This window comes from Peptoniphilus sp. KCTC 25270 (assembly GCF_021012875.1).
In the GTDB taxonomy this organism is placed as follows: domain Bacteria; phylum Bacillota; class Clostridia; order Tissierellales; family Peptoniphilaceae; genus JAJMZJ01.
In genome coordinates this window covers 99936-111960 of sequence record NZ_JAJMZJ010000001.1, presented here as the reverse complement: position 1 = coordinate 111960, position 12025 = coordinate 99936, and the positions used below count along the sequence as shown (strand labels likewise).

The 12025-nt window shown below is 37.9% G+C and carries 15 protein-coding genes and 1 riboswitch; of the genes, 1 reads left to right on the top strand and 14 read right to left on the bottom strand.

From position 1 onward, the window contains the following. Positions 1-45 precede the first annotated feature (45 nt). From LQU94_RS00550 to rplM, 5 genes are all read right to left on the bottom strand, one after another. Positions 46-627: a GNAT family N-acetyltransferase gene (locus LQU94_RS00550; RefSeq protein WP_255702360.1), complete on the bottom strand. Its 582-nt coding sequence runs from the start codon at positions 625-627 to the stop codon at positions 46-48. Between the two features lie 280 nt (positions 628-907). Next, on the bottom strand, positions 908-1414 hold the full coding sequence (locus tag LQU94_RS00545; RefSeq protein WP_230634093.1) for a GNAT family N-acetyltransferase: 507 nt from the start codon (positions 1412-1414) through the stop codon (positions 908-910). Between the two features lie 29 nt (positions 1415-1443). After that, positions 1444-2196, bottom strand: coding sequence for an N-6 DNA methylase (locus tag LQU94_RS00540; protein ID WP_230634090.1), 753 nt, complete (start codon positions 2194-2196; stop codon positions 1444-1446). Between the two features lie 268 nt (positions 2197-2464). Next, on the bottom strand, positions 2465-2857 hold the full coding sequence (gene rpsI, locus LQU94_RS00535; protein ID WP_230634087.1) for a 30S ribosomal protein S9: 393 nt from the start codon (positions 2855-2857) through the stop codon (positions 2465-2467). Between the two features lie 17 nt (positions 2858-2874). After that, the gene (gene rplM / locus LQU94_RS00530; protein ID WP_230634084.1) at positions 2875-3303 is read right to left on the bottom strand and encodes a 50S ribosomal protein L13; all 429 of its coding nucleotides are present in this window, start codon (positions 3301-3303) and stop codon (positions 2875-2877) included. Between the two features lie 194 nt (positions 3304-3497). Here rplM and LQU94_RS00525 point away from each other — a divergent pair, with 194 nt between their 5' ends. Further along, complete coding sequence (locus LQU94_RS00525; protein ID WP_230634081.1) at positions 3498-4430, top strand: hypothetical protein; 933 nt, start codon at positions 3498-3500, stop codon at positions 4428-4430. Between the two features lie 25 nt (positions 4431-4455). On the opposite strand, the gene LQU94_RS00520 is transcribed toward LQU94_RS00525, so the two are convergent. From LQU94_RS00520 to LQU94_RS00480, 9 genes are all read right to left on the bottom strand, one after another. After that, the gene (locus LQU94_RS00520) at positions 4456-5211 is read right to left on the bottom strand and encodes an ABC transporter ATP-binding protein (protein WP_230634078.1); all 756 of its coding nucleotides are present in this window, start codon (positions 5209-5211) and stop codon (positions 4456-4458) included. Beyond that, complete coding sequence (locus tag LQU94_RS00515; RefSeq protein WP_230634075.1) at positions 5211-6227, bottom strand: iron ABC transporter permease; 1017 nt, start codon at positions 6225-6227, stop codon at positions 5211-5213. Before LQU94_RS00515 ends, LQU94_RS00520 begins: the two co-directional genes overlap by 1 nt. Positions 6228-6230: 3 nt before the next feature. After that, entirely contained in the window at positions 6231-7190 is a 960-nt protein-coding gene (locus LQU94_RS00510; protein ID WP_230634072.1) for an ABC transporter substrate-binding protein, read from the bottom strand. 58 nt (positions 7191-7248) lie between these two features. Continuing rightward, positions 7249-7430: riboswitch (cobalamin riboswitch) on the bottom strand. A gap of 73 nt (positions 7431-7503) precedes the next feature. Then, on the bottom strand, positions 7504-9015 hold the full coding sequence (locus tag LQU94_RS00505; protein WP_230634069.1) for a 4Fe-4S dicluster domain-containing protein: 1512 nt from the start codon (positions 9013-9015) through the stop codon (positions 7504-7506). Positions 9016-9024: 9 nt separating this feature from the next. After that, positions 9025-9285 carry an NAD(P)H-dependent oxidoreductase subunit E gene (locus LQU94_RS00500; RefSeq protein ID WP_230634066.1) on the bottom strand — a complete coding sequence of 87 codons (261 nt, stop codon included), beginning with the start codon at positions 9283-9285 and terminating at the stop codon, positions 9025-9027. Between the two features lie 33 nt (positions 9286-9318). Then, on the bottom strand, positions 9319-9801 hold the full coding sequence (locus LQU94_RS00495; protein WP_230634064.1) for a QueT transporter family protein: 483 nt from the start codon (positions 9799-9801) through the stop codon (positions 9319-9321). Further along, on the bottom strand, positions 9798-10319 hold the full coding sequence (locus LQU94_RS00490; RefSeq protein WP_230634062.1) for a phosphatidylglycerophosphatase A: 522 nt from the start codon (positions 10317-10319) through the stop codon (positions 9798-9800). The genes LQU94_RS00495 and LQU94_RS00490 overlap by 4 nt, the downstream gene beginning before the upstream one ends. Positions 10320-10332: 13 nt before the next feature. Continuing rightward, entirely contained in the window at positions 10333-10806 is a 474-nt protein-coding gene (locus LQU94_RS00485; protein WP_230634059.1) for a hypothetical protein, read from the bottom strand. Position 10807: 1 nt separating this feature from the next. Then, entirely contained in the window at positions 10808-11992 is a 1185-nt protein-coding gene (locus LQU94_RS00480) for an FAD:protein FMN transferase (protein ID WP_230634056.1), read from the bottom strand. Between the last annotated feature and the right edge of the window lie 33 nt (positions 11993-12025).

The window sequence follows — 12025 nt, the reverse complement described above, 5'->3', positions numbered from 1 at the left end:
ATGCTTTCAACTATATTTTTAATAGCTTTCTGATGGTTTACTGATTTAATCTGGATAGTTGTTAACTTTGTTTTTATTAAAGTATTCTTCAGCTAATAAACTGTACATAGAAGCATCAACTATCCCTTTATTACTCCAATCGGCTTGTCTTAAAATCCCTTCAAAAGTTAATCCATTTTTCAGCATTACTTTTCCTGAATTTGGATTGTTAGGATCATGCTGTGACTCAATTCTTTGAACCTTGATTTCCTCAAACAAGAAAGGAATAATTCCTTTAAATGCTTCGCTTGTAATTCCTTGATTCCACCAATTACTACCGATTGCATAACCGATATGAACCTTATCTGTTTTATCATCCATATCAACAACAGAAATAGAACCTATAGGTTCAGATATTTCTTTCAATTCTATAGCCCATTGATAATAATTTTCGTTTTTATAATTATCTATCCAATCTTCTAATACTCTTTGGGTGATTGTTATATCTTTATGAGTTGGCCACCTTAAAAACTCAGTTACTTTTTCATCACTTGTCCAGTTCTTAAATGCAAACTCTATGTCGTCCATATTAAATCTCCTAAGTAATAGACGTTTAGTTTCAATCACAACTGTCCCTTTATGTTCCATTTTTTTTACCTTCCTGATAATAATCACTTTTCTCTAAAATGTACCCATAATACTCTAAATAGCACACCAATTTGTATTTTGTCTCTCTAGTATAAGGCTCGAAAGCCCGTTCCCATCGTTACTATTTGCCGTTGTCATAATTATGACACGAGAACGGGTGTAAAATCATATGGCAATATCATTGTTCATAGCTACAAATCTTTCATTCTTTCAGGTGGATTGTAAACTATTACAAAATTAACTAAATTTCATATAGATGTCTATAAATGAACATTCTTTTTTAAAGTTTCAAATTCATATAATCGACATCAATAAGTTCATTATCTATTTCATAATAACCTTCAAAAGTTCCAATTTTTTCAAATCCAAATTTTTTATACAAATGAATAGCCACTTGGTTATCACTTCTAACACCTAAAGAAATTATTTTAGCTTCAGCTTCTTCTTTTCCAAATTTTATTAGGTGTTCCATAAAAGAAGTAGCAATTCCTTGATTCCAAAATTTTTTCTGAACACATAAACCTATGCTACCACGATGAGATAATCTTTTTATATTAGAAGTCGTGTAACTTGCTGTCCCAACAATCTTACTATCAACTTCTGCTACAAATAATATTTGGTTTTGACTTTTTAACAAGTTCTTTAAAAATTCTTCTTCCTGTTCTAAAGTATAACTAAAACCTTCTTTCCCATAGCTCAAATTATCTGTTTCACCTCCACATTTTTTTGCATTTAAAAGAATTTGTTCTGCATCACTTGGAAGTGCTTCTCTAATCTCAAAATCCATTTTTATCTCCAATCCATTATTTTATATTTTTAGTAGCGGGCCAAACCCCTGTATTCATCGTTACTATCTGCCGTTGTCATAATTATGACACGAGACCCAACGGTTGGGTCGTAAATGGATGCAATTTCTCCCTTTGTGGCAACAATTTGGGCCATGACTTCGCTGACTTGGTGAGGAGTGTAGAATTCTCCTGCCTTCTTCCCAGATTCCATGGCAAATTTTCCAATAAGATATTCATAGGCGTCTCCTAATACGTCTCCTTGTTGAAGAGCGACCATGTCTAAGTCTTCAAATAGACGAATGAGTGCTTGAATATTTTTGCTCCGTTCGTTTAGGTTGCTTCCTAAGGCTGTGTCGGATAAATCCAAAGTGGAATTGGCAAAGAGTCCTTGAAAGTCATCGGATCCGTTGGTTACGGAGATACTGCGTTCAAATTGGCTTAGACTATCGGTTACTTTTTGTACTTCAAAATGACCGGAGTTCATATCTTTTATCCATGTTTGGTAAAGGTGTTCTGGGCGCACAAAATAGCCCAAAACGTCTTGGATCATTTTTTCCAATTCGGCACCATATTCTTCGTGTGCTTCTTTATATTCTTCGTACCAATCGTCTCCACTGGATAAGCCGGCGGTGGTTGCGAATGTTTTTAGCGTTTGGTCACTTAAAAATTTATAGAACATAAGGCCTAACATGTAGTCTTTGTATCGGCTGGCGTCCATGGACCCTCTTAGTTCATTGGCTCCATTCCATAAGCGCACTTTGATTTCTTCTGATGTAATCATAGATTTCTCCTTACCCCTCTGTTTTTTCTAAATTCTGCGAATTCCTTAGGAAATCGATAACACAATCTTTTTGCTATTTTTATTTAATAGCCATCTCTAGAATTATATCATTATATGGCTCTCCCATAAAGCCGAAAATACAGCTGCGCCCCTTATTCTCCCCTATTCTTTTACACAATTTCTTTTTCTCGCAAGAATTCCCAAACCTCTACAAGCAAAGAAAAACCCCATTCCATAATGGAATAGGGTTTTGTTTCTTTGTAAAATCTTAACGTTTTGAGAATTGTGGAGCTTTTCTCGCTTTTTTCAAACCGTATTTCTTTCTTTCTTTCATACGTGGATCACGTGTTAAGAATCCTGCACGTTTCAAAGTTGGACGTAATTCTGCGTCTGCTTCGATTAGTGCACGGGAAATACCGTGACGGATTGCACCAGCTTGTCCAGTGTATCCTCCACCTTTAACTGTTACTAAAACGTCGTATTGACCTTCAGTTTCCGTTAATACAAGAGGAGCCTTAGCCACTGTACGAAGAGTTTCGAAACCGAAAAATTCTTCGATGTCGCGACCATTGATGGTGAACTTGCCGGATCCTGATACAAGACGTACTTGCGCTACAGATGTTTTTCTTCTTCCTGTGCCTCTGAATTGTTCCGTTGCCATTCTTTCACCCTTCCTTCTTAAAATTCGTAAACTTCAGGTTGTTGTGCTGCATGTGGATGTTCACTGCCAGCATAAACTTTAAGTTTTCTATACATTTGACGACCTAGACGGTTTTTTGGAAGCATACCTTTTACGGCATACTCAATAACTCTTTCTGGGTGTTTTGCGCGAAGATCTTTATATTTTACTTCACGACGTCCTCCTGGATATCCAGTATGGTAAGCATGGATTTTGTCTTCCCATTTGTTTCCAGTCATTTTTACTTTTTCTGCGTTAATAATTACTACAAAATCTCCTGTGTCTACGTGTGGAGTAAAAATTGGTTTGTTTTTACCTCTTAAAATTGTAGCCACTTCAGCTGCCAAACGACCTAGAACTTTGTCTTCTGCGTCGATGACATACCATTTTCTATTGATTTCACTGGCTTTTGCCATAGTTGTCTTCATTGGGTATCCTCCTCAGGTTTCAATCAGGTTGTATTTCTAAAGTTTCCGGGGCTTTTCAAAACACTAGTAGATATTTTACCGATTTTTTCAAGGTTTGTCAACCAATTGTTGTGGTTTTTTCAAGAATTTCCTTGTTTTTTTCCTTTTCTTTTCCATCTTGTAAAACTTATGTATAATTAAATTAGGAGGTACATATGAAAAAAGATCAACTACCTAGTTTTTACCGTCAGGGTTTTGAATACGACTGCCCCCATGGTTCGAGAAAAGAATATTCTCTTTTCCACAGACCTAGACCTTTGAATCTTAATGAAGCCATGGAAACGGCTTTGGAATATTTGTTGTGGTACGTTCCCAATATTAATTCTCTACAGTCTTCTAAAAATGAGTTAATTGAAAAGGCTCTTTATGATGAGTTTACTTTTTCTTTAATTTTAGAAGAGATGGAGCTTACGGAAAAAGATGCGATTTTTTTGAAGTTTATTGATGATGATATTGTGGAATATTATCGTGAGGCGATCTGTACAAGATGCCAGAAAATTATTTTAACACAGGCCGATGGAGAAACCAAGACTTCTTCTCTTTTGCGTCATTTGCGAAATGCAATTGCCCACGGACTTTTTAATGTGGTGGATGATATGTTGGTTGCTTTTGATATGCGAAATTACAATAGGGAGAATGGGACTTATATTTGTAGCGGGATTATGAAGCTCTACCCGACTCATCTTTTGAAGGCTCTTTCTCTTTTGGAATCGGAGCTTACCCATGAGAAATTGGCGGAGCTTGCTTTTGAACGGAATGGTTATGAGATTATCGATAATGACCGGGACAATCCGTCTTTGCCTTTTGACTTTCGTATGAAAAAGGAACGTCGAACCTATGCGGTGGAAATTAAGAAATTTGAAATCGAGGGAATTATTTCTCCTATGGAAGTGAAGGATATTTTGGGACATTTCCCTGGGGATACCGACGACCGAAAAATATTGATTGTAGATAGTGCGAAATTGGATGAAAATGCAAAGAAACAGTTGAATGATGAGAAGATTTTGCTTTTTGATCAGAGAAATATTGAGGCTCTTTTAATGGGCGAGGATAAAATTCCGAAAATTGAAAAAGCGAAGAAAAAATAAAGCGCGCCTTTGTGGCACGCTTTTTTTAATTCCAATTTTTATTGAGTCGTTTTTGCCAGTCGTAGACATCTACGCCGTATCCTTGTTTTAATACGTCTTGTTGCATTACTTCTTCCATTTTTCCTGCAAACATAATTTTTCCTTCTTTGAGTAAGAGGGCTTTGTTTCCGTACATTCTTGCAAGACGCAAATCGTGGACTACGGAAATTACGGCACGATTTCCTTCTTTTAACCAGTCTCGTATTAGGTTAAAGGTTTGTTCTTGATAGGAAATGTCTAGGTGATTGGTGGGTTCGTCCAATATCATAAGGGAGGGATTTTGGGCAATGAGTTGGGCCAAAAAGGTTCTTTGCAATTCCCCTCCAGATAGTTTTAATACGGATTGATTTTTTAGTTTTTTTAATCCTGTTTTTTCTAGGGCATATTCTACCATGTTTTCGTCTTCGTCACTTATGGTGGACAAAAAGTCTTTGGAATAGGCGTAACGTCCCATTTCTACAATTTCTTTTACTTTGAATCCGTAGGATACCATATGATTTTGCATAAGTACCCCGATTTTTTCGGCTCGATCTTTGGATCTCATTTCTTTGATGTCGGTTCCTTTGTAAAGAATCTCCCCTGTATAGGGCAGACTTTGGGAAATTGCGTTGGTTATGGTTGTTTTTCCTGCACCGTTAGATCCAATAATCATAAGCCAGTCCCCTTCTTCTATATGAAAGTTTATGGAGTCGAGGATGGTTTGTCCCGTAAATGCTACGGTTAAATTTTTTACTTGTAACATTATTCCGCCTTTCTCATATTATAGAAGATATAGATAAACAATAGGGTTCCTACAAAGGAGGTTACGATTCCAATGGGTAATTCTAGTGGCCTTAAAATGGTTCTGGCTAAGAGATCCGCTAAAAGGAGAAAATTCGCTCCTACGTAAATACAAAGGGAGAGAAGTTTTCTGTGGTTTGGCCCGGTAATTTTTCGAACCATATGAGGGATAATTAGCCCTACGAATCCAATCATTCCGCTAAAGGCTACACAGACGCCTATTATGGCAGAGATGGAGAGCATAATTAAGAGTTTTGTTTTTCTTACATCTACCCCTATGTGTTGGGCGTTTCTTTCTCCAATGGCGAAGGCGTCTAGTTCTCTACTTTTGGATAGAATGAGAAGGGAACTTAGAATCAATACAATCGCAATAAAAGCGGCGCCTTTATAGGTGCTTCCGGCTAAACTTCCCATTTGCCAAAAGGTTATGCTTTCGACTTTGTTTGAAGCCAAAACAATGATAAAACTAGAGATACTTGAGGCAAACATGGAAAAGATTACCCCGATTAAAATAATGGTGTTGGTGGAAAGAGAGTGGTCTACTTTATGGGCCAACGATAGTATAAATACGATGGACAAAAAAGCGAATACTATGGCCATAACCACCGTTCCTCCTAGAGGAAAAAAGGGAATAGAAATTCCAAAGGCGATGGAAAGAATGGCTCCTAGGGCGGCTCCGGCGGAAACGCCTAGGGTGGAACCGTCGGCCAGTGGATTTCTAAGAAGTCCTTGCATGGCTCCTCCACTAATGGCGAGTCCTGCTCCTACTAAGGCCACGTTTAATACCCGGGGAAATCGCACGGATAAAACGATGGAGCCCATTGCACCAGTTTCTCCTCCTTGGATGCCTTGGCTCATAATAGAAAAAACTTCTTTTAAGGGAATGTTGACGCTTCCTAAGGCAACGCAAACTCCCATTGTAAATAGGGTTATAAGAAGATAGAGGACATGCGTCCTCCATCCTTTGTACTGTAACATATATTATTTCTCGTTTACAAAATCAGAGAAGGCTTTTGCTCCTTCTACTAAGCGAGGAGAAGATTTTGACAATAAATCATCTTTAATGTGCAAAATATGATTTTCTTTTACTGCCGTTACATTTTCCCAACCTGGACGAGATGGAATCTCTTCTTCTGGAGAAGGTCCTTCTCCGTAGTACATTGTAATGGTTACAATGTAGTCAGGATTTCTTTCTAATACTTGTTCTTCTGACACTTCTGCCCAACCTTCTACATCATCAAAAATATTTTTCATTCCGATAATATCGGCTACTTCTTGCATAAAAGTTCCTTTGCCAGAAGTCCACAATCCATATTCCAAGGGAGAAACTTCAAAGTAAACGGTTTTTCCTTCGTTGGCTTCTTTATTTTTTGCCAATTCTTCGAAAGAAGTTTTCATATTTTCAACCACTTGGTTGGCTTCGTCTTCTTTGTCCATAACTTGTCCTACCAATTGAATTCCTTGGTATACTTCTTCTAAAGTATTTTTATGGTCTGTCATTACGACAGGAACCCCTGCTTTTTCCAAGGCTTCTATTTGTTCTACGCTTTGATCCATTACGCTCATAAATACAACGTCTGGTTCTAAGGCGATAATTTGTTCTACGTTTAATTTGGATCCAGATTCTACTTCTGGAAGAGTTGCTACGCTTTCTGGATACATTACATAACTTCCTCTAGCAACAATTTTATCTGCCGCTCCAATGGCATCTAACATTTCTGTATTGGATGGGTTAATGGCTACTACTTTTTCTGGTACTTTTTCAAAGGAAACTTCTCTTCCTTGAATATCGGTTACCGTATAGGCGCCCTTTTCTGCTACGCTTTCTGTTGCTGCATTGTTGGTTTCTACATTGGCTGTGTTATTTGTTGTTTGCTGTCCACAGGCTACCAAAGCAAATAAACTCAATCCAATGGCTGTTACTTGTAAAAATTTCTTCATTTTTTCCTCCAATAAAAAAAGACTCCGCCTGGGAAGTCACCAAAAAAAAGCCCAAACCCAGGAGTTCCAAATCATATACAGGTCTCCCGACTTCGCTTCTTCCTCCAGACACCTTCCCGCCAAAAAAGGCAGTGGTATTTTGTCCTTTGTCCACGTTACGGTTACTGGGATAGTTTGGGATTTGCACCCAATTCCCTAAGCCATAGGCTCGCACAAGGCATATATGATTTATTCATTTTTTTCAATATATCACAGATTTTCTTTCCGTGCAATAGAAATAAAAAGACCCTACCTTTTGGTAGAGTCTTTTTTCTTATTGATGATCCGCCTTTAAGTGGTCCGGAATCAATTCATTTTCAAAAGGAGTGGGGGCTTCCGCTTCGTTCATATATTGGCTTAAGGCTTTTCTCACTCGAGTAATGGAGGCAACTGTCCCCATACCGGCGATACATCCACCATCACAAGCCATACCTTCTAACAAATATCCATCTTTTTTACCCGCTTTTGCCATTTGAATCAACTTGATACATTCTTTCAAAGAATTGGCTCCTTCAATTTGAATGTTTCGACTTGGGTCGATTTTTTCGGCAACTTCTTTTACTGCCGCTGCTACACCGCCAGCCATAGCGTAACCACGGGCAGAACGAGAAGATTCTTCCTCTTCTTCTACTGCTTCCATTTCAGATGGCTCAATATCTGCTGCCACGAAAATTCCCATTAATTCTTCAAAAGTAATAACAAAGTCTACGTAATCTTCTACTTTGGAATCAATGGCCTCTACTTTTTTGGATGTACAAGGTCCAACAAAGCATACTTCTGCTTCTGGATCAATTTTCTTAATGTGTTCAGCCGTATATTTCATAGGAGATCCAGAATCCGAAATATAACCCTTTAATTCAGGGAAGTTATATTCAAACAATAGGGACCAAGAATAGCAACAGCTGGTTCCCATAAATGGAATTTTTTCTGGAACTCTTTCTAAGTATTCGTTGGCTTCATGAAGGGTTGTCATATCTGCGCCAAGTCCTACTTCTACCATGTCCTCAAAACCTAATTTTTTCATAGCTGCTGTCAATTGGGCAGGGGTTGTTAATGCTCCAAATTGACCTATGTAAGAGGGGGCCATAATAGCATAAATTTTCCGTTTTGATCTTAATGCTTTTCCCAATTGGTAGATTTGCGTTTTGTCTCCAATGGCACCAAAAGGACATTCTGTTACACAACGTCCACAACCTACACATTTGTCGTGATTGATAATGGCGCGATTCAATTCATCGGATTCAATGGCATTTACACCACAAACTTTTGCACAAGGACGATCGTATTCTACAATCGCATTGTATGGACAAGTTTTTTCGCAACGGCCACATTTTACACATTTTTCTTTATCAATTACCGCTCCTTCCCGACCAATGGTAATCGCATTTACAGGACATACATTGGAACATGGATGAGCCATACATTTTCTACAATTATTTGTTACTGTAAAGCCTCGAGTTGGACAAGCTTCACAAGCAAATTTAATAACGTCTACCAAAGGAATTTGAAAAATATTTTCGTCAATATTGATTCTATCAAATCCGTCGGTAACTGGTTTGAAGTCGTGGAAATCACGAACTTCTAGACCCATTGCCAAACGAATCATTTCCTCGGCAATGGCTCTTTTTCTAAAAATATCTTCTACATCGGAATTTGCAGTCCCTGGAAACAATCTATAGGCTGCTGTTTCTAATTCCTCTAGAGGGGCATCAGTGTATGCAATACGTGCCACCTCAGAGAATACGCGACGACGTAGATTTACAACACTTACATAACTCTCTTTCACTACTACCTCCTAGTCTACCAATTTGTTGGCTCTTTTAAGAACGGCCTCACACACTTCTTGAGCAGATGCACGGGTAATAACATCTCCATCAATACTTACTACTGGTGAGTTTGCATTCTCAACATTTTTGCACAAATTCATACAGTTTACTGGCTCAATGGTTAAACTACCATCTTGAAAAAAGTCTTCAACTAAATTTTCTAGGGCATCCAAAATTCCATTGGATCCCATCATAGTACATCGTGAGCCTACGCATAATTTTACATTCATTGAACAACACTCCTTTTCTCATTTAGTATCTCATCATTTTGCAATTATATCAATAAATTTATGGTTTTTTTCTAAAATAGAATACACGGGCAAACTAATAAGGGTGCAAATAATCAGTTCTGAAGCCATTACAGACAATGTCATGGTAATAAATCCCTTAAATCCTCCCCCCATTACCAAGGCCAATTCCATCCCAATAATAAAGGAAAAAATCGTAGGCCATAAACTGGCCAAAAGTTTATTTTTGGTACGAGTCATAAAATACAGAGAAATGGCTGTGTGAAGGGTTCCAAAAAATAAATCATAAATGCCCAAAGGGGATCCTAAGTTGGTGAAAAAGACACCCAAAACGATTCCCGGGGCAAATACGGGATTATAAAAAGCCAATAAATTCAATATTTCTGAAATCCGAAACTGAATGGGCCCGTAGGCAACAGAGGATACCAATGTGGATAAAGCAAAGTAAACGGCCGCAATTAGAGCCATTCTTGTTATCCCTCTTGCCGTAAATTTCATCGTACCAACCCTTCTACAGAGGCTGGATCTTTGGCTACATTTTGATGGGCGTAGCGAGAAGCCGCTGCCGCTGCAATGGCTGCCACAATATCGTCAATAAAGGTCGTAACTTTTTTGCCTTTCATTTTATCCAAACGATCAATAATTCCCATTTTTTGTTTGTCCAAATAGCCAAAATTGGTCAACCCAATGGAACCATAAATATTCACAATGGATAGACCTAAAATTTCGTCAATTCCATACAACCCTTCATCTTCTTTAATAATGGATTGGATGGGTTCCGGGAACAATCCTTTTTCTACCATTTCATCAATGCCTATGGCGGTTAAAATGGCGTGTACGGTCTCTCTTTTTTTCAACACGGCTCTTACATTCTCTTCGCACACTTCCATGGTCAATTCGCCATAAACTTTTTGCAAATCGTATACAATCTCGGCTATGTCTCGGATTTCTACGCCATTTTTTCTTAAAGCTTCAACAGTCATTTCATATAATTCTTCCATATTGTAATTGTACATATCTCTTCCTTTTCTATCGATTGGCCTTCCAATAGGAAATCCACAAACTCAAAAGCATCATTCCACTTCCTATGAGAGGAGCGATCCCTATGGTAAAAGGCGTTCTACTTATTCCTACTATTTCCATCCCATACAATTGAGGCATCAAATAAAGATACATGGGCATATGAGCTAAATTTTTTCCTACTTCACTATGAAAAATTCCATTTCCAGAGCCAGCTAAGGCAATTCCTATGGTTAGGTAGCCTATTAAGGCTGGCAAAAGGGTACTAAGAAAAATTTCTTTTTTGTCCAAATCCTTAAAAAGAAATTTTCCAAAAACAAAAAATAGACCTAATATTAAAAGAAACAAAATCCAAGGAATCAAAGGATTCCCGTAAAAAAAGTGTTCCATGGAAGGATTTTTTCCTATTAACAATAAAACCAGTGTCCAAAAAATACTTAAAAGGATTTGAAATATTGTTGATAACACATTGTTTCTTAACATTTTATCCTCGATTCGTTGCTCCTTGGCTCTTCAAATGTTTCGCCATTCCTTCAGTAAAGGTTACGGTTCCGTCTTTGTGAATCCAATATCCTTCAACTCCGTCAATGGATTCGATTAAAGCCTTGCTCTTTTCGTAAGGCAAACAAAAAGCTGCCGTTGATAGAAAATCGCTCAATCCACTGTCTTCTGCCATAATACTTACTGCACGAAAATGATCCGCTGGCATAAGGGTCGTTGGATCAATTAAATGGTGATAAGATTTTCCATCTACAATATAAAATCTTTGATAATCCCCGCTGGTTACAATGGACGTATTGTTTGCATAAACGGTGTCAATCATATTTTCATTGGAAGGATCCATAGACATCACCGCATCAGGATTTTGCAATCCTACGGCAAAATAATCTTTGTCATTTTCTGGAGGATTTCCAATAATACGAACATTTCCGCCTGCACTTATTAATCCTGCTTCCATTCCGCTTTCTATCAATTTTTTCGCTACTTTTTCTGTGGCATATCCTTTGGCTACGGCTCCTACGTCCAAACGCAAATCAGGATCTTTAATCTCTACCGTTTGGTTTTCTTCGTCAATGATAACATCTTCTATATTTGTATGTTCATTGGCCGCTTTTAAATCCGCCATAGGAGGCAAACTAGGAGAGTTCGCCTCGTGTTCGTGATCATGCCCCTCTTCGGTTGTTTCTTCGTGATTATGGTCGTGATGATCTGCCGCTGCGTCCATGGAATCTTGAGAAACTTCGTGGCCATCTCGATAATCTGACCAAATTTCAGTTACAGAACCAAAGGCAATATTGGTGCTGCCGTATTGGCCGTACCAATCTTTTGCATCTTTTAGAAGATGGATAATGTCTGCCTCTACTTTTATGGGCCCTTGTCCTGCGTTTTCGTTTATGGAATATATATTGGTAATTCCATCGTAGGCGTTGTATTTGTCGTACAATTTATGCAAACGCAAAAATTCATCATGCATAATATTGGCATATTCTTTTGCCTCTTCTTCGCTTTCGGCGTACAAAATCCCTTGAATGATTGTATCAAAACTATCATAATAGGTTACTTCATAACGCATCAAAGAAATATTTTTATTGGAATCCTTTCCGCTATTGGCGCAACTGGTCATCATAAAAACCATGGCCAAAACCAAGGCAATCAATGTTTTTTTCATTTCTTCCCCCTTAAAAATTAATTAAGAATATAT

What these genes read in the sequence shown, in the direction of transcription:
- LQU94_RS00550 (WP_255702360.1), bottom strand. Translation starts at nt 627, where the DNA reads ATGGAACATAAAGGGACAGTTGTGATTGAAACTAAACGTCTATTACTT.
- LQU94_RS00545 (WP_230634093.1), bottom strand. Translation starts at nt 1,414, where the DNA reads ATGGATTTTGAGATTAGAGAAGCACTTCCAAGTGATGCAGAACAAATT.
- LQU94_RS00540 (WP_230634090.1), bottom strand. Translation starts at nt 2,196, where the DNA reads ATGATTACATCAGAAGAAATCAAAGTGCGCTTATGGAATGGAGCCAAT.
- rpsI (WP_230634087.1), bottom strand. Translation starts at nt 2,857, where the DNA reads ATGGCAACGGAACAATTCAGAGGCACAGGAAGAAGAAAAACATCTGTA.
- rplM (WP_230634084.1), bottom strand. Translation starts at nt 3,303, where the DNA reads ATGAAGACAACTATGGCAAAAGCCAGTGAAATCAATAGAAAATGGTAT.
- LQU94_RS00525 (WP_230634081.1), top strand. Translation starts at nt 3,498, where the DNA reads ATGAAAAAAGATCAACTACCTAGTTTTTACCGTCAGGGTTTTGAATAC.
- LQU94_RS00520 (WP_230634078.1), bottom strand. Translation starts at nt 5,211, where the DNA reads ATGTTACAAGTAAAAAATTTAACCGTAGCATTTACGGGACAAACCATC.
- LQU94_RS00515 (WP_230634075.1), bottom strand. Translation starts at nt 6,227, where the DNA reads ATGTTACAGTACAAAGGATGGAGGACGCATGTCCTCTATCTTCTTATA.
- LQU94_RS00510 (WP_230634072.1), bottom strand. Translation starts at nt 7,190, where the DNA reads ATGAAGAAATTTTTACAAGTAACAGCCATTGGATTGAGTTTATTTGCT.
- LQU94_RS00500 (WP_230634066.1), bottom strand. Translation starts at nt 9,285, where the DNA reads ATGAATGTAAAATTATGCGTAGGCTCACGATGTACTATGATGGGATCC.
- LQU94_RS00495 (WP_230634064.1), bottom strand. Translation starts at nt 9,801, where the DNA reads ATGAAATTTACGGCAAGAGGGATAACAAGAATGGCTCTAATTGCGGCC.
- LQU94_RS00490 (WP_230634062.1), bottom strand. Translation starts at nt 10,319, where the DNA reads ATGTACAATTACAATATGGAAGAATTATATGAAATGACTGTTGAAGCT.
- LQU94_RS00485 (WP_230634059.1), bottom strand. Translation starts at nt 10,806, where the DNA reads ATGTTAAGAAACAATGTGTTATCAACAATATTTCAAATCCTTTTAAGT.
- LQU94_RS00480 (WP_230634056.1), bottom strand. Translation starts at nt 11,992, where the DNA reads ATGAAAAAAACATTGATTGCCTTGGTTTTGGCCATGGTTTTTATGATG.